Consider the following 21001-nt stretch of genomic DNA (forward strand, 5'->3'; position numbering starts at 1 on the left):
CCTCATGGACGTGGCCATGGAGGCAGACGCGGAGGTCCGCCTTCAATAGCTGGTCTACGAAGGCGTCCTGCTGGATCTTCTCGTTGCCCGTGATGGGGTGGTGCCAGACGGAGAGCCGCAAGACCTTGGCATCCTCCGCGAGCTTCGCCCCGCTTCCTGGCCGCGAGGATCTCCTGGTCCGCGGTGCTCAGACCCCGGGCGAGCGCCTGCTCGAAGATGCTGGAGCGCTCCTTGAAATACTCGTCGATCTCCCAGGCCGAGTTCATGGCCAGGAACTGAAGCCGCGTGTCGCTGAAGAGGAACGGAATGCACTGCTCCTCGGGCGCGAGCGGATACGCCTTCTGGGTGAGCGGGTGGTAGAAGTGCGTGGAGAAGTTCTTGAAGCGCTCCGGGTACTTCTCGTTGCGGATGGCGTACACCTCGCCTTCCTTGTGGAACGTGCCGGGCTCGAGCGCGCGCTCGTCCACCTGCCGCTTCTTCTTCCAGGTGTAGACCTCGGTCTCCCAGTCCAGGTCGTGATTGCCGGGGACGAGGATGCAGCGCTCGGCCGTCAGCCCGAACTGCTCGATGAGCCGCGAGACGAATTCGCGTGCCTTCTCGAACTCGGCCGGTGTGGCCCGGTGGGTGATGTCTCCGGAGATGACCAGATAGTCCAGGCGCTCCACGCCCAGCCCGTCCCGCTTGTCCTTCAGGTCCGCCACGAGCGGCTGGAGCAGGCTGATCGGATCATCCCCGGCACCGACGTGCAGGTCACTCAGGTGGAGGATGCGGATGGGCTCCCCGTGGCCCGGTTCCGCCTGTTTCGCCTCCGTCATGCTCACCTTCGTCTCGGTGACGCTCTGGAGCCGCTGCTCCTGGATGATGGTGCGCAACCCCTGCACCTGTTTCACCAGCTCCGGGTTGCGCTCGCGCGACTGCTGCGCTCCCAGCGTGAGCGGCGTCCGGACCTCGCACGCCGGACAGATGATGTCCGGCAGCCCCGCGGCGAGCCGCTTCCGGACGACCTCCTCCGCGAAGACCACCCCACATGCGCAGGTGATGGTTAGCCGCTCCAGCAGCTCCACTCCCCGCTCCCGCAGGTGCTCCTCGACGAAGTTCACGAACAGGTCGCGCGTGGCCGTGGGGGTCCCGGAGTCGAAGTAGACATCCAACTGCGCGTAGCCGCGAGCGCCTTGGCCCCTGCTCTGCACGCGGCGCACGCCAGACGTGTCCCCGCCCGCGTGACCGAACTCGGCCCGGTCCTCCCACAGCCGCATCGTGCCGAAGCGCTGGCTGATGGCGAGGGACGTGATGAGCGAGGCGTAGATGTTGTCGATGGGTCCGGAGAAGTCGTAGTGCAGCGAGATGGAGTGCGAGAAGTCCGCACCGGAGGCTGCCGGGGTGGGCTGGAAGAGCGACGGGAAGATGAGCAGCCCCTCGTGCCGCAAGCACAGCCCGTGCTCGAGCAGCAGCTCGATGACGCAGTCGAGCACCGCCAGCTCCTGATCCCTGCGCAGCCGCTCCTCGGGCTTGATGCGGGGGAAGCGCATCGTGGGGGACATGACCTTCGCCATGTCGATGGCGGGGACTCCATGGGGATTGTCCCGGGCGGCGACGATGAGCGAGCCCGCGTAGCGCTCCACCTGCTCGATTTCGAGGATGAGCATCCGCGTCCCGTCGGCCATCCGCGTATCGGCGACGAGCCCCTGCCGGGTGAGGTGGCCCACGACGGCCCGGAGTGCTTCCGGGTCGAAATCGCTCCCGGTCTCCGCGCGCAGCTCGTTCTCCAGCTCGGAGAAGGTGAGGACCACGCGCTTCGTCTCGCGCAGCCGCTGGATGTGCTGCCGGAGGCGCTGGAACAGCTCGGGACGGCTGACCTTCTCGATGGTGCTCCAGTCGATGGTCTGGTTCAGGGCCGTCTTCAGCTCGGTGATGCCCTGGCCGGTCTTCGCGCTCGTCGACACGTAGGACGCGAACTGGAGCTTGCGCACCAGATGCTCGATGGCCGGGAGGTTCTCCGCGGAGGCGCTGCTGTCCACCTTGGCGCCCACCAGGAGCTTGCGGATGTTGCGTCCGCCGGCCTGGGCCAGCAGGCGCTGGTTCCAACCCTCTATCTCCTCCAGGGCCCGCTCGCCGCGTCCGGGTTCCATCACCATCAGGGCCAGGGTCGAGTCCCTCAGGAAGAGCTGGTGCACGAGCTGGTATTCGCTCTGCCCTCCCATGTCCCACAGGATGAGCTCGCGCTCCGTCCTGTTTCCGGTGGCCTCCGAAGCGGGCTGCTCCACGGGCATCGGCCAGAAGCGCATCCCGTGGGTGGACTCCATCTCCTCGTAACGGTCCTGGCCCATGAGCAGGGCCAGGCAGCTCTTGCCCGCGCGCCCCTCGCCCACCAGCACGACCTTGGCGCTGACCTGGTGGACCGTGGTGGACGACGGCGTTCTGGGAACGAAGCAGCGTGTCGATATCGATTTCCCAGAGCCGCACTCCACGGCCTCCAGGCCCCGAGCAGACGAGGACGGGCTCTGTCGGAGAGAAGGCCAATCTCGCGAAGGACTGGCCTGGGGCGGGCTCCCCGAATTGGGCCACGGGCTCCCAGGTATCCGTGCGGAACAAGCGGACGAGCCCGTCGCGAGAGATGGAGGCGAGCAGCCGTCCGTCGGAGGAGAACGAGACACTCACGACCGCGTCCGTATGTCCTTCCAGAACAGTCGTTGACGAGGTGCCCTGCGTGTCCACGACATAGATGTTTCTGTCCCGGCAAGCGGCGGCAATCCGGGTGGTCCCGGGCATCCACGCGATGCTGAGGACATCCACGTCATGGCCTAGGGGAGGGCTCGACTCCACGACCAGTCTGGTGGTGGGCCCATTCGACCACACCCTCATGACAAAGAGCGCCTGGTCTCCTGTGCCGCCACATGCCAGAAACTGCCCATCGGGTGACCAGGCGAGGCAGTACAGGGTGGGGGTCGAGGTCATTGCGAGGCCCCTCGTCTCCCACGTCCGCGTGTCCCAGAACTGGAGCGTCCCAGTGATGGTGCCGTCGGCCGCGATCAGCCCCGTGGCGGACCATGCCGTCACGTTTCCATGGACCGACAGGCGTTGGGATGTCTCGATACGGGTCCCATCCGCTCTCCACAGGCGGACCTCATAAATGGAGCGGGATGCCAACGTCCCCCCATCTGGCGAAAAACAGAGGTCCGCGAGCCCTTCCATGTGGGCTCTCACCGACCAGTCCGGCTTTTGCTCCCCTGGCTTCCAATAGGTGAGATGGCCATCCGACAGCCCGATTCCGAGTGCGTCTCCAGAGGGGGCCCACGCCAGCCAACCGACCTTCCCGCGGCCAGCGTCCAACGTCTCCTTCAGCCTGACACCGGGCGGAAGCGAGGAGGTCTCCAGCGTGTCTCGCAGGACCCAGAGCTTCTCCTGGCGATCCGAGGGGGAGTCCGGCCCCAGCGTGGCGATCAGAGGCGAACGCTCCGGGCCGGGGGCACCAGGGCCCACGGATGCACCGGAGTCCGGTTTCCCGCGAAGGCCAGCGATGTTCCACTCAACCGCCTCGTTGGCCTCGGAGACCCACCGTTCATCAGGGCCCACCGAAAGCGTGCGCTTCGTGATCGACGCACTGCGAGGAAAAAGCCTGAGCCTCCCCCCCGTCTCAGGGACATCGAGCTCCCCCACGGTGTATCCCCAGCGCGCCCGTGACACCCCGAAATCGATTGCCGCCGAACCGAAGAGGGAGGGCGCCTGGCTGACGTGAGGTGAGAGGACATGAGCGTTGCCGGACTGGGCGCTACACATATGCAACAGCAGACCACTCGAGGGAGTCAGCACTGCTTGGATCTGCTCCAGGTGCTTGGAGCCCAGCAAGGAGGGGGGCTGGTGCGTCAGCAGCAGCACCGCGTCGTGATGAAGTGCCCAGCTCCGAGCGCTCGTGCCCGTAGCCGTCTCGACCTGCTCCAGCTCGATCTCATAGAGGTATTCGGATCCAATGTTCCGGAAGATCGAGTTGAGCCCAATGACTCCAACCCTCAATCCTTCCTTCTCGACAGTCGAGGCGAAGTCTCCCGGGAGCAGGCCATGGCGGAAGGTCTGATTCACAGGCGAGGAATGCGCTTGCCGCCAATCATCGAACCATGAATGGAAGGGAGCGAACGCCCCGCGGACGCGCTGCGTGAGCTCACCGGGCGTGTCACTGAGGAAGGCCTTCCGGATCTCCGAAACCTGGTACCTGAGATCCTGGCTCAAGTCCCAGGGCTCTCCCCTCCAGTTGGACTCGCCCCGCCAGGAATCGTGAGTGCCCGGCACGACGAGCAGGCAGGGGTCCGAACCCAGGCCGCGCAGATAATTCCATAGGGATCTCAGGGTAGAGTCCAGCAAACTGAACTCCCGCGCGTTGCCCGACATGGTGAGGTCCCCCGAGATGAGCACCAGGTCCCAGGGACCCGAGATCGCGTGCATCCTCCGGAGATCCTGCTCGAACGCTTCCCTGTAGTCGGCTCGGGGCAACAGCGAGCTACGGACCCCCATCTGGAGATCCGAGAGGTGAAGCCAACCGAGCCGTGCCACGTGTCCCCCAGCGGAATGAGCCGGGGGCGAGAATGCACCGGGCGCTCACCGCCGTGAAGCGCCTCGCGGTGTGCCTCGTGCTACCGAGTCTGTCCCGGGCGCTTCTTGGCCAGCCGGAGATCCGCGGGCGGCGTGGGTTTTGGCGGCGCGGGCTTCGGCGGCGCGGGCATGAGCTGCAGCTCCAGCCTCCGGTTGCGCTCCCGCGCGAGGGGCCCGTCATCCACCACCACCGGGTGGTACGGCCCATAGCCCGCCGCCACCAGCTTCTCCGGGCCCAGTTTCGTCTTCTCTCCGAGCAGCCGCACCACCGTCACCGCGCGTGCCGAGGACAGCTCCCAGCTCGTCGGCCCGGGCGCCGTGTCCGCCGTCTCCGGCACCGCGTCCGTGTGCGCCGCCACCTGCACCAGGTGTCCCTCCACCGCCAGCTTCGCTCCCACCCGCGTCAGCAGCTCCGCTCCCGCCGGTGTCAGCGCCGCCTTGCGCGGCTCGAAGAGCAGCCGGTCCGCCACCTCCACCCGCAGCCGCCCGTCCGTCTCCGCCAGGAAGACCTCGCCCCGCTCCAGCTCCGCCTTCAGCAGTTGCTCCAGCTCCGCCCGCACCGCGTCGCGCCGCGCGAGCAGCACGCTCTGCTCTCCGGCCCGCTTGTGGAGCGCCGCGTTCTGCGTGCTCAACCCCTGCTGCTGTTGCTCCAACTGGCGCAGCCGCCGCGCCATGCTGTCCCGCAGCACCTGCAACTCCGCCACCTGTGCCTCGGACTCGCTGGCTTCCCGCTCCAACTGCTCCACCCGCTCCACCAGCGACGAGATGGAGCGCGAGGCACCCCAGCCGCCCAGCACCGTCACTCCCAGCGAGCCCGCCAGCAGCCACCAGGGCAGCCGCATGCGCCGGCGCTTCTCCGCGTCGCTCGCTGCTCGTTCCATCCGGGGCCCTCCTGGGTGCTCGTGGTTTGAACTCCAAGGATATTCAGGCCGCTCGGGTAGGTCTCAAGGGGCAAGGGCTCGCACCGTTCAGCGCAGCCAGCCCACCAGCGCCCAGGCCGCCAGCGCCACCGGGGCCACGAAGGCCGCCGCGCCCATCGCCGAGGTGAGCAGCGCCGCCGCCGACCAGCCCGCGAACGTCCGCCGCTCCTTCCACGTCGGCGCGGGCACCGGCTCGTTCATCCGCATCGCGCTCCGCATCTCCTCCACCGTCTTGCCCAGCAGCGTCTCGCCGTACTCGGCGCGGTAGAGGTTGCCGGTGTGCCGGCCCCGCAGGAAGGCCCTCGCCACCCGGCGCGGCATGAAGAACAGCCCCGCCCCCATCCCCCCGAGGTTCAACAGCCACGCCACCCAGTGGTCCGTGCACCCCCCGCCCACTTCCCACGCCGAAATCTCACACTCGCCCGGAAAGTCCGTGGGGTAGCCCGTCAGCACGTGGTGCAGGTCATGGAAGCGCAGCGCCCGCACCCGCTCCGCCGAGTTGGGGAACCAGAAAGGCACCGGGCCCACGTCCACCCGCACCCAGCGCTCGTCGTAGTTGCCGCCCTGTCCGAAGCCGTTCTCGTCGAAGTAACGCTCGCGCGCCTGCCGCAGCGTCAGGGTTGCCTCGTTGCTCATGACCGCCTCCGTTTGCTTCCGCCAGAAGTCCCGGCGCCCGGCCCGAAGCCCCGCAACTGCAGCGCGAGCGCACGCTCGAGCACCGGGCGCCATGTCTCTCCAGGGCCCAAGGCCCCGGACAGCCAGCCCATCAACGTCGTGATGTACAGCGAGAAGAGGTTGAAGCCCGCCATCTCCAGGTCCACGTCCCCCGCCACCTCGCCGCGCTCGCGCGCCGCCGCCACCAGGCCCGCCAGCCGCGCCGCGAAGGCCCGCTCCAGGTGCATCCGCTCCCCGGCCGGCCCCGGCTCCAGGAAGAGCAGCTCCCGGATGAACATGCGCGCCAGCGCCGGGTCCTTCGCGTACAGGCGGAAGAAGCCCTCGAAGACGTGCAGCAACTGCTCGAGCAGCGGGGCCCGCGGGGGCAGCGTGCGGAAGCGCTCCTCCTGCACCGCCTCCACCCGCTCGGCGAAGACGAGCATCAGCAGCTCCTCCTTGGTGCGCGCGTAGAGGAACAGCGTCCCCGTGCCCACGCCCGCCCGCCCGGCGATCTCCCGCGTCGTCGTCTCCGCGTACCCCTTGCTCGTGAAGAGCTCCCGCGCCGCCTGCCGGATGCGCTCCAGCTTCTCCTGCTTGTTGCGCTCCCTCAGTCCAGGGGCCTCGGCGGCCTCCGGGCGGGCGCTTCCTTTTCGAGAAGTGACCATGCTCAAAAATGAGTATGCTCAATTTTAAGGCGCGGCGCAAGGCAATCACCCGGGAGGGGAGACCCGGGGGAGGGGCGCTCAGCCGAGCGGAAGGTGGAGGCGGAAGTGGGCGCCCTGGCCGGGGGTGCTCTCCACGTTCAGCTCGCCGCCATGGGCGCGTGCTATCTGCCGTGCCACGTAGAGGCCCAGGCCCAGGCTTTCTCGGGCGTGCTGGCCCGTGGCCCGCTGGTAGCGCTCGAAGATGCGCGCCTGGGCCTCCGGGGAGATGCCCGGGCCGAAGTCGCGCACGCCGAGCACCGCCAGGTTCCCCCGGCGCTCCACCTGCAGCTCCACCGGCTGGCCGGGGGCGTACTTCATCGCGTTGGACAGCAGATTCATCACCACCTGCTCCACCCGCAGCCGGTCCACCTTCGCCACCACGGGCGTGTCCGCGCGCACCACCGCCGTGCACCCGGCCTCCGCCAGCTTCTCCTCGAAGCGGACCACCACCCAGCGCACCAGCTCCGAGAGGTCCACCTCCTCCGGCTCCAGCGCCATCCCGCCGGTGGAGATGCGCGACACGTCCAGCAGGTGTTTGACGAGCTGCTCCAGCCGCTCCGTCTGGCGCCTGGCCGTCACCAGCGACTTCCGCAGCTTCTCCTCGGTGGGCAGGCGGCCCGCGTCCACCGACCGCTGCAGCGCCGTCAGTTGCAGGCTCAGCGCGGACAGGGGCGTGCGCAACTCATGCGTGGCGATGGCCACGAACTCGTCGCGCGCCTCCACCGCCCGCTCCGCCTGGTGGAAGAGCCGGGCGTTGTCGATCGCCAGCGCCGCGCGCCAGGCCACGTCCTCCGCGAAGGCCAGGTCCCGCTCGGTGTAGCGGCGCGCCTCGTCCTGGCTCACCACCGTCAGCACGCCCAGCGTGCGCTCCCGGGCGATGAGCGGCACGAACATCACCGAGCGCGGCCTCAGCCGCGCCAGCGTCGCCCGGAAGCGGACGTCCAGGGTGTCGTCCTCCGGGAGGGTCTCGGACACCTCGGTCACCAGCATGGCCCGGCCCGACTCCAGCACCCTCCAGGTGGGGGAGTCCGGGTGGGGCGCGGGAGACAGGCTCCGCGACTCCTCCAGTACCCGCTGGGTGTCGGCCCCGCGCGCCGCCGCCGCCACCCGCTCCAGGCTCTGGCCGTCCTCGGAGCGCACGTCCAGCATGCAGTAGTCCGCCATGTGCTCGGCCACCACCCGCACGGTGCTCTCCATGGTGGTGCGGGGGTCCAACGAGGAGGACAGCCGCGTGGTGGCCTCGGCGAGGAAGCGCAGGCCCTCCTCCACCTGCTTCTGCTCGGTGATGTCCATCACCGTGGCGCCCACGCCCAGCGTCTCCCCGTCCACCTTCACCGGGAAGTAGGAGCTGTGTACCGGGCGCGGTGGGAGGCCGGGCCGCGCGGGCACCACGCCCTCCCGGTTCATCAGCGGCTCGCCCCGCTCCATCACGCCGCGCAGCAACCGCTCCACGTGCGTGACTTCCACCTGCTCCCACAGCACCTCGCGCACGGTGTGGCCCAGGTGCTCCTCGCGGGGCTTGCCGTTGATGGTGGCCAGCACCGGGTTGACGAGCACGTAGCGCAGCTCCCGGTCCACGAAGCCCATGCCCACCGGCGAGGCGGCGAGGAAGGCCTCCAGCAACGCCAGCGAGGTGTCGCGCGCCCTCAGCGCCCCTTGCGCCTCCCGGAAGAGCCGGGCGTGCTCCACCACGAAGGCCACGCGCCGGGCCAGCTCCTCGGCGTACTTCAGCTCCCGCTCCGTGTAGCTCCGGCCCGGGGTGGCGAGGATGAAGTTGAGCAGCCCCACCCGGCGCGCGCCCACCGACAGCGGCACCGCCATGCACGCGCGCGGCCCCATCTGCTCCATGGCCCGCAGGTGCTCGGGCGTGCGCGCGATCGTCCCGAGCTGCTCGCGGGAGATGTCGGGGAGGAGGAGTGGGCGGCCTTCCTGGAACACCCGGGCCAGCGGGCTCGGGCTGCCCACCTTCGGGGGATGGCGCAGCAGCTCGGCCATCAGCGGCTGGTAGGCCGGCTCCCGCGCGGCGGCCACCAGCCGGTGCAGCTCGCTGTCGTCGCCCACCACGTCGATGATGCAGAAGTCGGCGAGCTGGCGGGTGGCCAGCCGCGCCACCGCCTGCAGTGTGCTCTCCCAGTCCAGCGACTCCACCAGCAGGCGCGTGGCCTCGGTGAGGAAGGCCTCGGCGTGCTCCGCCTGCCGGCGCGTGGTGATGTCCACCTTCACCGCCACCGCTCCGACGATGCTGCCCTGGGCGTCCTTCAACGCCGTGGTCGAGTGCAGCACCGTGCGCCGCGCGCCGTCGAAGGCGACGAGCTCCACCTCCTCGTTCACCACCGGCTGCCCGTCGCGCAGCGTGCGCGCCAGTGCCCACTCGTGAGGCTCCAGCCGACGGCCGCTCCCGGGCCAGTACCCCTCGTAGAGGCCGTAGCCCTCCAGCCCCACCCGGGGCAGCGGGCCTCCCCAGATGCTCTCCGCGGTGGGGTTGGACTCCAGCAGCCTTCCCTGGGCATCGACGAGGTAGACACCCACCGGCATCAACCGCAGCAACGCCCGCAGGTGCTCGCGCTCGGCGAGGAGCGCCGTGGCCTCCGGAGAACCGGCTCGTTCGAGATCGGACATGCCTGCGTGGACTCCCCCCGTGCCCACAATAACGTCGCATCGCGAGAGACGGACCGGCGGACCGGGGGGACGTCGTCCACTGCGCGTTTCATTCGTCAGCCCGGCGGCGTGTCACGCCGTGATTCCCAGGGGCCAAGAAAAAGTCCGTGCCTCCAGCCTCGCGTGCGTTGCACGGGGCCCACCCCCCTCCGAGCAGGGCGCGCCGTGGACGAGCCGCGGGGGGATGGGCATGGCCCCGGGGGGCTCCTAGGTTGTGACGGGAGGGCCTCCGCGCGAGCCCGGGTCCGGTGAGGGGCGGTCAGGCATGGGACGTGCCTGACCGGCAGGCCGCTGGATTGACGAGGGAGAAGCTCCATCGTGATGAGGGTGACTGCCAGGCCCGCCGTCCTGCTGGTGGACGATCATCCCAGCAACCTCTTCGCGCTCGAGGGGGTGCTGGAGCCGCTCCGGGTGCGCACCACGCAGGCCACCTCCGGCGAGCAGGCGCTGAAGTGTCTGCTCCGGGAGGACTTCGCCGTCATCATCCTGGATGCGCGGATGCCGGGGATGGATGGTTTCGAGACGGCCCGGCTCATCCGCCAGCGGGCACGGCACCGGGACACGCCCATCATCCTCATCTCGGCCTACCACCAGGACGAGTCCTCCATCATCCAGGGCTACGTGGAGGGGGCGGTGGACTACCTCACCAAGCCCTTCGAGCCGGAGGTGCTGCGCGCCAAGGTGGGGCTCTTCGTGGACCTGTTCGAGAAGGACCGTCAGCTCAAGGAGCGGGCGGCCCGGTTGCGCGAGGCGCAGGCCGAGCTGCTGGCGCGCGAGCATGCCGCGCTCCTGGAGGCCGCCGTCCAGCGCGCCCGGCTGCACAGCGTTTTCACGCAGGCGCCCGTCGCCATCGCCCTGTTGCAGGGGCCCACGCACGTCTACGCGTACGCCAACCCGCTCTACCTGCGGCTCGTCGGGCAGCGGGACATCCTGGGGCGGCCCGCGCGCGAGGCCCATCCGGAGATCGACGGGCAGCACGTCTTCGAGCTGTTGGACCATGTCTTCCGCACGGGCGAGCCGGTGGCGGGCAAGGCCATTCCCATCCAACTGGACGGCCCGGAGCGGCGGGAGACGGCCTTCTTCGACTTCGTGTACCAGCCGTTGCGGACGCCCGAGGGGCACATGGAGGGCCTGCTCGTGTGCGCTTCCGAGGTCACCGGGCAGATGCTCGCCCGCCTGCGGGCAGAGGAGCTGTCGGCGAGGTTGCAGCGCCAGCACGAGGCCCTTCAAAAGAGCGAGGAGCGTTTCCGCTCCCTCACGCATGTCATCTCCCAGATTGTGTGGACGACGGACGCCGAGGGCCGCGTCGTCACGGATTCGCCCAACTGGAGGGCCTTCACCGGCCAGACGCCGGAGAAGTTCCTCGACGGGCGGTACGGCTGGCTGGAGTGCATCCACCCGGAGGACCGGGGGCGGACGGTGCGGCGGTGGGTGGAGGCGCTGCGCGGCCGGACCGTCTTCGAAATCGAGCACCGGGTGCGCCGGCATGACGGGAAGTACCGGCACATGTCCGCGCGGGGCGTGCCGGTGGTGATGGCGGACGGGCAGGTGCGCGAGTGGGTGGGCCTGCACATCGACATCACCGGGCAGCGGCGCTCCGAGGCGTCCGCCTCCTTCCTCGCCCGCGCCAGCGCGCTGCTCTCGACGTCCCTGGACTACGAGGCCACGCTGGAAAACCTCGCCCGGCTGGTGGTGCCCACGCTGGCGGACTGGTGCGCGGTGGATCTGCTGACGGCGGAGGGAGGCCTCGAGCGCGTCGCGGCGGCCCACCGGGAGCCGGAGAAGGTGGGGCTGGTGCACGAGGTGCTGCGCCACTTCGAGCCGGACTGGAATGCCTCGCGCGGCCTGCCCAAGGTGCTGCGCACCGGTGAGCCGGAGTGGCTGCCCACCGTCCCCGAGTCCTTCTTCGACCTGGGCGCGCGGGACGAGGATCAGACGCGGCTGCTGCATGCGCTCGGCCTCTCCTCGTACCTGTGTGTGCCGCTGCTCAGCCGCGGGCGCATCTTCGGGGCCCTCACGCTCGTCTACGCCCAGGGGGAGCGGGAGTATGACGAGTGGGAGCTGCGGCTGGCGGAGGACCTGGCGCGCCGCGCCGCCATCTCCGTGGACAATGCCCGGCTCTACCGCGAGACGAAGGAGGCGGTGCAGGTGCGCGACGAGTTCCTCTCCATCGCCTCGCACGAGCTGAAGACGCCCCTGACGCCGCTGCGCCTCAAGCTGCACTCGCTGCGCAAGGCCGCCCGGAGCCGGACCGAAGGCATGGACGGCGAGACGTTGCTCTCGCACCTGGAAGTCGCCGAGCGGCAGGTGGCCCGGCTCTCGCGCCTCATCGACAGCCTGCTGGATGTCTCGCGCATCGGCGCCGGCAAGCTGGAGTCTCGACTGGGAGGACGTGGACCTGGCCGAGGTGGTGCGCGAGGTGGTGGGCCGCTTCGAGCCCCAGTCCACCAAGGCCGGCTCCTCCGTCACGGTGCATGCCCCGGGGCCCGTCATCGGCCGGTGGGACCGGCTGCGGTTGGACCAGGTGGTCACCAACCTGCTCACCAACGCGCTCAAGTACGGGGCCGGCAAGCCCGTGGAGCTCTCCGTGTCCACGCAGGCGGGCCAGGCCCTGCTGCTCGTGCATGACCAGGGCATCGGCATCGACCCGGGCAACCTCTCGCGCATCTTCGAGCGCTTCGAGCGCGCCGTGTCCGAGCGCCACTACGGTGGACTGGGCCTGGGGCTCTACATCACCCGCACCATCGTCCAGGCGCTCGGCGGCTCCATCGAGGCGCGCAGCACCCCCGGAGCGGGCTCCACCTTCATCGTGACGTTGCCGGGGGTGTACGCCGAGCACTCCCTGCAGACACCCGCCTCGTGAGCGGGGAGGGGTGCTCCCAAAAAGATAGAGCGGCGCGCCCGGGGAGGGGAACCGGACGCGCCGCCCCGCCGCCTCGCACCCAAAGAGGTGCCTCGCGGAAGTGCAGCCCTACTGCATGAATGCACCGGTGGCCTTCCCAGGGAACCACCCGCGCATGCGGCGCCACGTCGCGCCGACACTTTCGGTTCTACTCGGAGGGTCTGACATCCCCGTGGGCCCCAGCGTCTCCCCGACACCGGGGCCCACGGTTCCTCCGCCAACCGCGACTCCCTTCTACACGGAGGGTCTGACACGCCCGCGCCACCAGTGGTTCCCTGCCCGGGCTGACGCGCCCCGGCTTGATTCCAGGGCGGGAGGGGGCCTATTTCCTACCTCCTGCGACAGAGAGGGGCTGCGGACGATGGCGATTCGATGCGTGGTGCTGGATTTCGACGGGACGTTCACCGACGCGGCGGCGGAAGGCGCGCCCTTCGTCCAGCACTTCCGCCGGCGCTTGTCCGAGGAGCTGGGCCGGGACGTGATGGAGGCGGGGTGGGCCGAGGTGGAGGCCGGGGTGCTGGCCAGCAACGAGGAGCACGGCTGGGAGGTGGGAGGCCGGGTGGTGGCGCCGGCCACGGCGGATCCGTATCTGCTGGCCAACTTCGTGGCGCGGCGGCTGTGTGACCGGCTCGGGGTGATGACGGACAAGACGGCGCGGGCCGCGCTGTTGGACACGCTCTACCGCGAGGCGTACGCGCAGGTGGGCATGGCCTTCAAGCCGGAGGCGAAGGAGGTGCTGGAGGCGCTGCTGGAGACGGGGCTGCCGGTGCACGTCGTCACCAACGCGCACACGGCCACGGTGGAGGCCAAGCTGACGAAGCTGGCCCCGCGCGGCCGCGAGCGCCTGCGGGTCTCGGGCGACGCGCGCAAGTTCCTCATCGAGCCGCCCACCGCGCCGGATGCCGTCTTCGCGGCCCTGCCGGAGACGGTGCGGGCCGAGCCGCTGGTGCGCCCCATCCACCTGCGCCGGGGCCACTATTACGATGCGCTGCGCCGCATCTGGAACGAGACGGACACCTCGCCGGAGACGACGCTGGTGGCCGGCGACATCTACGAGCTGGACCTGGCGATGCCGGCGGCGCTCGGGGCGAGCGTGCAGCTCGTGGCCCGCGCCAACACGCTCGAGTACGAGCGCCGGGGCATCGCCGTGCTCGGCTCGCGCGGCGGCATGGACCCGAGCCTGCGCGCCATCCTCCCGCGCCTGCGCGGCTGAAGCGTCACGTAGCGGGCTCGCCGCACGTGGAGGGCACCCCTGTCATCCGGAAGGAGTAGGCTGGGGGGCGACGTCTCCACACCGACGCAGGAGGAGCCCATGAGAGGGATGCGAGGAGGGGCGCGGTCCATGGCGGGTGCATCGCTGGCGCTCGCGCTGGCGCTGCTGCCGGGCTGCAAGACGCCGGGCAGCTTCCGCGAGCCCGTGGCCCGGTTCCAACAGGGCAACACCGAGGCCAGCGCCGCGCTCGGCGTGTACTACTCGGAGATGAACCGCTTCGAGCGGGACCTCTACCTGGACGAGCGCCTGTACGACACCTCCCTGGAGGTGCTCGCCAGCGACGCCGCGGGCCGGCCCACGCCCCTCCTGGGGAAGATCTTCTCGCCCGAGTCCATCCAGGCCCGCATGGACGCCATCGCCCTGCTGGGCGTCTACGCCGAGCGGCTGGCCACCCTCGCCGGCGCGGAGAACCCGGGCCAGCTCCCCGCGGCCTCCCAGGCCCTGGGCACGCAGCTCGGCGCCCTCGGCACGCAGATGCAGACGCTGGCCGGCAAGGGGGATACCTCGGCCAGCAAGTACGTGGAGCCGGTGACCACGCTGCTGGGCGTCGCCACCTCGCTCTTCCTCGAGGCCAGGCAGGGCGCCGCCCTCCAGAAGGGCATCGAGCAGGGCGCGCCCCAGGTGAACCGCATCCTGGATTTGCTGGAGGCGGACATGGTGGAGGTGCTCGGGCCCCAGCGCCTCACCGGGGTGAAGCAGGCCCTCGCCTCCCGGGTGATGTTCTACAACCTCCACCGCGAGAAGCTCTCCCTGGCCGAGCGCCGCGCCGTGCTCGACGACATCCGCCGCGCCTCCGATACCTACGAGGCCCTCATGGTGGCCCAGCCCGTGGAGATGGCCCGCGCCCTGCGCTCCGCCCACGAGGCCCTGCTCCGCTTCGCCCGCTCCGAGCGCAAGCTGGAGTCCTTCGAGGAGCTCTCCTCCGCCATGCAGGCCTTCCAGGGCCGCGTGCAGACCGCCTCCGCCGCCGTCCAGCGCCTCCGCGAGCCCCCCCAGGAGTAGCCCATGCTCTTCGACACCCAGACGCTGACCCGCCTCGTCGAGCGCTGTTTCGATCTGTCGATGAGCGGCGCCCTGCCCGCCGAGACCCGCGCCCAGTACCACACGCAGGCCAAGCGCCTGCGCGAGCTGCTCCTGCACCTGCTCGGCGCCCGCTTCGACGCCAACTCGGCCGAGTTCAAACAGGCCACCGATGCCATGCACAACACCAACCACGCTCTCGCCGAGGCCGCCGAGGACCTCGAGAAGATTACCCAGGCCGTGGGCCGGTTGACCGAGCTCGCCGGTTACCTGGACAAGGCCCTGGGCGTGGCGGGACGGGTTCTCTCGTAAGGCGGGATGACCCTCACCCCAGCCCTCTCCCAAGGGGAGAGGGGGCATCCACGGAAACACGAAGCCCCGCGTCCCTGGTGGGGAGCGCGGGGCCCGTGAGGCTTCAGCTCGTGACGCGGATCAGACCTTGGCGCCAGCCGTCGGCTGGAACACCTCGTTGAACTCGGCCAGGCACTTGTTCAGCACCACCTTGATGTCGGCCGTCAGCTCGCGCTTGGCCGAGATGTCCTTGGCGAGCTGCGGGTAGCGGCCGTCCGAGAACTCGATGAACTCGCGCATCCAGCGCACCACGTCGGAGACGGGCACGTGGCGGATCCACCCGCGCTTGTTCGCGTCCTCGCGGTTGGTCGCCGCGTAGAGCTGCATGACCTGCTTCTCGACGGGCATGGGCTCGTACTGGCCCTGCTTCAGCACCTCCACGAGGCGGGCGCCGCGCGCCAGCGTCTCCTGGGTCGCCTTGTCGAGGTCCGAGCCGAACTGCGCGAAGGCCGCCAGCTCGCGGTACTGCGCCAGGTCCAGCTTCAGCGTACCGGCCACCTGCTTCATGGCCTTGATCTGCGCCGCGCTTCCCACGCGCGACACCGAGAGACCCACGTTGATGGCGGGACGCACACCGGCGAAGAACAGGTCCGTCTCGAGGAAGATCTGCCCGTCGGTGATGGAGATGACGTTCGTCGGGATGTAGGCCGACACGTCACCGGCCTGCGTCTCGATGATGGGGAGCGCGGTCAGCGAGCCGGCGCCCTCCTCGTCGGACAGCTTGGCGGCGCGCTCCAGCAGGCGGCTGTGGATGAAGAACACGTCGCCCGGGTAGGCCTCGCGTCCCGGCGGACGGCGCAGGAGCAGCGAGAGCTGGCGGTACGCCACGGCCTGCTTGGACAGGTCGTCGTACACGATGAGCGAGTGCATCTTGTTGTCGCGGAAGTACTCGCCGATGGCCACGCCGGCGTACGGGGCGAAGAACTGCATCGGCGCGGGGTCCGAGGCGTTCGCCGTCACCACCACCGTGTACTCCATGGCGCCCGCGCGGGTCAGCTTCTCCACCACCTGGGCCACCGTGGACTGCTTCTGGCCGATGGCCACGTACACGCAGTAAACGTTCAGGCCCTTCTGGTTGATGATCGCGTCGATGGCGACGGCCGTCTTGCCCGTCTGGCGGTCACCGATGATGAGCTCGCGCTGGCCGCGGCCGATCGGAACCAGGGCGTCCAGGGCCTTGATGCCCGTCTGCAGGGGCTCGTGCACGCTCTTGCGCTTCACGATACCGGGGGCCTTCACCTCCAGGCGGCGCACCTCGGTGGACGTGATGGGACCCTTGCCGTCCAGCGGCTCGCCCAGGGGGCTGACCACGCGGCCCAGCAGTCCCTTGCCCACGGGCACCGAGGCGATCGTCGAGGTGCGCTTGACGATGTCACCCTCGCGGATGTCCTTGAAGTCACCCATGATGGCGACACCGACGTTGTCCTCCTCGAGGTTGAGCACCAGGCCCTTCACCCCGTTGGAGAACTCCACCAGCTCGCCGGACAGCACGCCCTCGAGGCCGTAGACACGGGCGATACCGTCGCCCACGGAGAGCACGGTTCCGGTCTCGGCGACGGTGACCTTCTTGCCGTAGTCCTTGATCTGCTCGCGGATGATTCTGCTGATCTCGTCGGCGCGGATTTCCATCTTGCGTCCTTGCACAGGGGCGGCCGGTGGGAATGCCGCCAGAGAAACCTCTATGTCGGGGCCCCCTTACCACGCGCACCCCCCCACCGCAACGCGCAAGGGTCCACCCGGGCACCGGTTGTCATCGGCGCTGTAAGAGCCACTGGAGGGAGGGGGTTTCCCTCTCAGGCGCCAGGGGCGTGCCGGGGGAGCCAGACGATGAAACGCGTGCCCAGCCCGACTCCGGACTCGACCGAGATGCGGCCCCCATGGGCCACGACGATCTGCCGGGCGATATATAGGCCCAGCCCCAGCCCATCGCCACTGGCCCGCTTGCCGCGCTTGAAGGGCTCGAACAGGGTCGCCCGCTCCTCCAGCGGCACGGGCGGCCCCTCGTTGCGCACCGTCAGGGTGATGCCGTCGGGGGCCCCCACCACCTTCACCTCCACCGGCGTGTCCTCGGGGCTGTGCTGGACCGCGTTGCCCACCAGGTTGTCCAGCAACTGGCCGAGCCGCGACTCGTCCCAGCTCCCCCGCACGTCCCCCTCCACCTTGGAGACGATCAGCCGGGCGGGGTGGGAGGCCTGGAACTCCTCCACCACGCGCTCCAACGGCTTGTCGAGCGACAGCGGCTCCGGGCGCACCGGAATCCCTCCCGCCAGCCGCGCACGCGTGAAGTCCAGCAGCTCGTGGATCATCCGCTCCATGCGCCGGGTGGCCGTGGCCACGTGCGTCACCTGCCGGGCCTGGGTCTCGTTCAACCCCCCCCCGCGCTGGAGCGCCCCGGTGCTGAGCTGGATGGCGTAGAGCGGGGTGCGCAGGTCATGGCCCACCACGCCCAGGAGCTGCTCGCGGAAGGCGTCGGCCCGGGCCGCGGCCTCCTCGGAGGCCTTGCGCGCGCCAATGTCCCACACGGCCGTCATCCGCACGGTGCGTCCGGCGTACTCCACCTGCCGTCCCAGCACCTCCAGGAAGATGCGTTTGCCGTCGGCGCGCAGCCCCGTCATCTCGTAGGGGGACTCCACCTGCCGGGACATCGCCCGCTGCACGGCATCCCGGGACTCGGGCGCCACCCAGCGCGCCAGCGGCTGGCCCACCATCTCCTCCGGCGGGATGCCGATGAGGTTGGCCAGCGAGGGACTCACCTCGAGGACGAGCCCCGCGTCGTGCAGGAAGTAGCCGTCACACGAGACGGCGACGAGGCCACGCAGCCGCTCCTCGCTCTCGCGCAGGGCCTGCTCCCGCTCCACGCGCTCCGTCTCGTCCTCCACCATCAGGCCCACGCCCGAGCGCAGCCCGCCCGAGGAGGCCGGGAGCACCGAGAGCCGCAGGTGCCGCACGCCACCGCCCGGGGGACCCAGGGGGCCCGACACCCGCGCGCCCACCACCTGCTCGCCCAGGAGGGCGCGGTTGAGCAGGGGCATCAGCTCCTTCACCAGGCCGGGCCAGACCTCGCCCGTGGAGCGGCCCTCGTACGCGCTGCCGGGCAGCCCGCTGAGGGTCATCAGACCGGTGTTGACGAAGCGGAAGCGCAGCTCCCTGTCCAGGAAGGCGAGACCGAGACCCGACGCGTGGAGTAGCGCCCCGAAACAGTTCTGGGCCTCCTCGGAAAAAGAAGGGGCCATAGGGGCTGCGTGAGAGCGGTGGAGGAGAGGCTGCGCCATGGGGACGGGGCACGGGCTGGGACCCGTGTGGTCACACCATAGCCTTTCCCCACCCCGCTGGGAATACCGGGCTTGCCGGGAAGTGGGGAGGAACCGACAGCTCTGCTTCCCCGGGAGTCCAGCAAGCGGGACGGCTAGCGCTGCTTCAGCTCGCGGCGAAGCTGCTCGAGCTGGGTGCGCAGGGTGCCGTCATAGAGGGTGCTGCCCACCTGGGCGGCGACGCCCCCGAGGACGGCGGGGTCCACGCGGGCCTCCAGCACGACGTTGCGCTGGGTGAGCTGCTTGAGGGTGCCCGCCAGCGACTGGAGGGTGTCCGCGGAGAGGGGAATGGCGCTGGTGACGTGGCCGCGCACGCGGCCGGCCTGGTTGTCCACCATGTCGCGGTAGAGGCGGGCGATGTCCGGCAGGTAGCCCAGCCGGTTGCGGTCCACCAGCAGACGCATGCTGTTGGCCAGCACGGTCTCCACCGGGCCGATGGCCTTGAGGAGCGACTCCACCACGCGGGCGCGCTGCTCGCGGCTGAAGGCCGGGTTGAAGAGCACGTCCGCCAGCTCACGGCTCTGGCCGATGGCGCTGGAGAAGGAGGAGAGCTGCTCCGACACGGCATCGGCGCGGCCAGCTTCAGTGGCGACGTCGAGGAGCGCGCGGGCGTAACGGCGGGCGATTGACACGTTCACCATGGCGCGGCGGCCCTTAGCACGCCCCCCGGCCGGGGGCAACGCCGGGACGTGCGGCCCGTACGCAGTCTCCAATAAGTTCCCCTGAGGCTGTACCTGTCAGGGGGGGTGCACGGGAGGACTCCGGAACCGTGCATCTCCGGCGTATCATGCTCTTCCTTCAATGCGCGACCCCGTCATCGGCATCGATCTGGGCACCACCAACAGCGCCGTGGCCTCCGTGGAGGAGGGCCGGCCCCGTATCATCCCCTCGCGCACGGGAGGCCGGCTGACGCCCTCCGTCGTGGGCCTCACGCCGAAGCTGGCCGAGCGCGTGGTGGGCACCAAGGCCCAGGCGCTGGCCCAGGAGCACCCGGACTGCGTGGTGTGGGCCACCAAGCGCTTCATCGGGCGGCGCTTCACCCCGGAGCTGGTGCAGCAGGCCAAGGCGGTGGTGCCCTACCAGTTGGCGGGCGGCAACACCGGGGACGTGCGCGTGAAGATGGGCGGGCGCACCGTGCCCGTCACCCAGGTGTCGGCGATGATTCTGGGGGAGCTCAAGCTGGACGCCGAGGCCTTTTTTGGCCGCGGGGTGAGCAAATGCGTCATCACCGTCCCCGCCAACTTCGATGACAGCCAGCGCCAGGCCACGCGCGAGGCGGCCACCATCGCCGGGCTGGACGCCATCCGCCTCATCAACGAGCCCACCGCCGCGGCGCTCGCCTACGGGCTGTCGCGCGGCTTCCAGGGCCATGCGCTCGTGTTCGACCTGGGCGGCGGCACCTTCGATGTCACCGTCCTGGAGATTACCGACGGCGTCTATGAGGTGAAGGCCACCGGAGGAGACCCCGCGCTGGGCGGCGAGGACTTCGATCTGCGGATCGTCGAATGGCTGCTGGCGCAGGTGGACGACAACCACCGCGAGCTGGTGCACCGCGACCTGGTGTCCATGCACAAGCTGAAGGTGGCCGCCGAGCAGGCCAAGCGCGAGCTGACGGAGTACGAGGAGACGCTCATCTCCCTGTCGGAGCTGGGCGACCATACCCAGCCGGCGCGCAAGCTGACGGGGCTGGAGACGGCGCTGACGCGGCAGTTCTTCGAGCAGTTGTGCGAGCCGCTGTCCAAGCGCTGCCTCGCGGTGTGCGAGTCGGTGATGAAGGAAGCGGGGATGGACCCGCACGCGGTGGACACGGTGCTGCTGGTGGGCGGCATGACGCGGGTGCCGCTGATTCGCCGGCTGGTGACGGACTTCTTCGGCAAGGCGCCCTCCACGGACGTCAACCCGGACGAGGCGGTGGCGCTGGGCGCGGCCATCCACGCGGACGAGCTGGCGCGCCAGTCCGGCGCCGCGCTGCTGCTGGACGTGGTGGGCAACTCGCTGGGCGTGGGGGTGATGGGGGGACGGGTGAAGCACCTCATTCCCCGGAACAGCTCGGTGCCGGTGGTGGCCAAGGACGTCTTCCACCCGGGCCGCCACGGACAGACGGAGGCTCGCATCCCCATCTACCAGGGCGAGAGCGAGATGCAGGACGAGAACCGCAAGCTGGGCGAGGTGGTGCTGCGCAACCTCCAGGGCTCGGCGCGCGGAGACACGCCGCTGGAGGTGACGTTCGAGCTGTCCAACGAGGGCACGCTCTCGGTGCGCGCCACGGACCTGAAGTCGGGGCTGAGCGAGGTGGTGAAGTTGGAGGCTCGCCCCCACCTGCCGGGCCAGGAGGCCGAGCGGCTCGTGAAGGAGCAGGCCGCGTACGCGCAGAAGCAGGCGCAGGCGGACGCGAAGAAGACGGAGGAGACGTTCCGCAAGCTGCTGGAGCGCGGCGAGAAGCTGGCGAAGCTGTTGCAGCGCACCGCCGAGGAGAACCCCAGCGACGAGGCGGACGCGGCGATGATCAACGTGCGCTCGTTGCTGGCCACCGGCTACTCGGCCCTGGAGGGCCGTGACGCCGAGCAGTGCGCCCAGGTGGCGCGCCAGCTCACCCAGTTGCTCTCCGGCCGCTGAGGGCCGCC

14 protein-coding genes and 1 pseudogene are annotated in these 21001 nt (G+C 69.9%); 6 read left to right on the forward strand and 9 right to left on the reverse strand.

Translation table 11 applies throughout. The annotated features are described in order from the left end of the window. Positions 1–2: 2 nt before the first annotated feature. The 6 genes and pseudogenes from ACN28I_RS33530 to ACN28I_RS33555 form a co-directional block, all read right to left on the reverse strand. Entirely contained in the window at positions 3–2375 is a 2373-nt protein-coding gene (locus ACN28I_RS33530; RefSeq protein ID WP_420945981.1) for a metallophosphoesterase, read from the reverse strand. Between the two features lie 223 nt (positions 2376–2598). Then, a pseudogene (locus ACN28I_RS33535) lies at positions 2599–4506 on the reverse strand (hypothetical protein); the annotation flags it as partial. A 119-nt stretch (positions 4507–4625) separates the two neighbouring features. Beyond that, entirely contained in the window at positions 4626–5465 is an 840-nt protein-coding gene (locus ACN28I_RS33540; protein ID WP_420945982.1) for an OmpA/MotB family protein, read from the reverse strand. 87 nt (positions 5466–5552) lie between these two features. After that, positions 5553–6140 carry a hypothetical protein gene (locus ACN28I_RS33545; RefSeq protein WP_420945983.1) on the reverse strand — a complete coding sequence of 196 codons (588 nt, stop codon included), beginning with the start codon at positions 6138–6140 and terminating at the stop codon, positions 5553–5555. Beyond that, complete coding sequence (locus ACN28I_RS33550; protein WP_420945984.1) at positions 6137–6823, reverse strand: TetR/AcrR family transcriptional regulator; 687 nt, start codon at positions 6821–6823, stop codon at positions 6137–6139. Before ACN28I_RS33550 ends, ACN28I_RS33545 begins: the two co-directional genes overlap by 4 nt. Positions 6824–6901: 78 nt before the next feature. Continuing rightward, entirely contained in the window at positions 6902–9481 is a 2580-nt protein-coding gene (locus tag ACN28I_RS33555; protein WP_420945985.1) for a GAF domain-containing protein, read from the reverse strand. 360 nt (positions 9482–9841) lie between these two features. Between ACN28I_RS33555 and ACN28I_RS33560 the strand changes: the two genes are divergently transcribed. The 5 genes from ACN28I_RS33560 to ACN28I_RS33580 all read left to right on the forward strand — a co-directional run bounded on the left by ACN28I_RS33560 (position 9842) and on the right by ACN28I_RS33580 (position 15027). Continuing rightward, positions 9842–12148 carry a response regulator gene (locus ACN28I_RS33560; RefSeq protein ID WP_420948763.1) on the forward strand — a complete coding sequence of 769 codons (2307 nt, stop codon included), beginning with the start codon at positions 9842–9844 and terminating at the stop codon, positions 12146–12148. Further along, complete coding sequence (locus tag ACN28I_RS33565) at positions 12045–12383, forward strand: sensor histidine kinase (protein WP_420948764.1); 339 nt, start codon at positions 12045–12047, stop codon at positions 12381–12383. Before ACN28I_RS33560 ends, ACN28I_RS33565 begins: the two co-directional genes overlap by 104 nt. A 400-nt stretch (positions 12384–12783) precedes the next feature. Continuing rightward, on the forward strand, positions 12784–13635 hold the full coding sequence (locus tag ACN28I_RS33570; protein WP_420945986.1) for an HAD family hydrolase: 852 nt from the start codon (positions 12784–12786) through the stop codon (positions 13633–13635). 129 nt (positions 13636–13764) lie between these two features. Then, positions 13765–14697 carry a hypothetical protein gene (locus tag ACN28I_RS33575; RefSeq protein ID WP_420945987.1) on the forward strand — a complete coding sequence of 311 codons (933 nt, stop codon included), beginning with the start codon at positions 13765–13767 and terminating at the stop codon, positions 14695–14697. 3 nt (positions 14698–14700) lie between these two features. Further along, positions 14701–15027 carry a hypothetical protein gene (locus ACN28I_RS33580; RefSeq protein WP_420945988.1) on the forward strand — a complete coding sequence of 109 codons (327 nt, stop codon included), beginning with the start codon at positions 14701–14703 and terminating at the stop codon, positions 15025–15027. A gap of 120 nt (positions 15028–15147) precedes the next feature. Here the strand turns inward: ACN28I_RS33580 and atpA are convergent, their stop codons facing one another. From atpA to atpH, 3 genes are all read right to left on the reverse strand, one after another. Continuing rightward, positions 15148–16695 carry a F0F1 ATP synthase subunit alpha gene (gene atpA, locus ACN28I_RS33585; protein WP_420945989.1) on the reverse strand — a complete coding sequence of 516 codons (1548 nt, stop codon included), beginning with the start codon at positions 16693–16695 and terminating at the stop codon, positions 15148–15150. Positions 16696–16859: 164 nt separating this feature from the next. Then, positions 16860–18299 (reverse strand): PAS domain-containing sensor histidine kinase, encoded by a 1440-nt coding sequence (locus ACN28I_RS33590; RefSeq protein WP_420945990.1) that lies wholly within the window; start codon positions 18297–18299, stop codon positions 16860–16862. A gap of 173 nt (positions 18300–18472) precedes the next feature. Next, positions 18473–19018 (reverse strand): ATP synthase F1 subunit delta, encoded by a 546-nt coding sequence (gene atpH, locus ACN28I_RS33595; RefSeq protein ID WP_420945991.1) that lies wholly within the window; start codon positions 19016–19018, stop codon positions 18473–18475. A gap of 160 nt (positions 19019–19178) precedes the next feature. On the opposite strand from atpH, the gene ACN28I_RS33600 reads away from it, so the two are divergent. After that, entirely contained in the window at positions 19179–20993 is a 1815-nt protein-coding gene (locus ACN28I_RS33600) for an Hsp70 family protein (RefSeq protein ID WP_420945992.1), read from the forward strand. Positions 20994–21001: the final 8 nt, after the last annotated feature.

The organism is Archangium gephyra (genome assembly GCF_049060025.1).
GTDB lineage: Bacteria > Myxococcota > Myxococcia > Myxococcales > Myxococcaceae > Archangium > Archangium gephyra_A.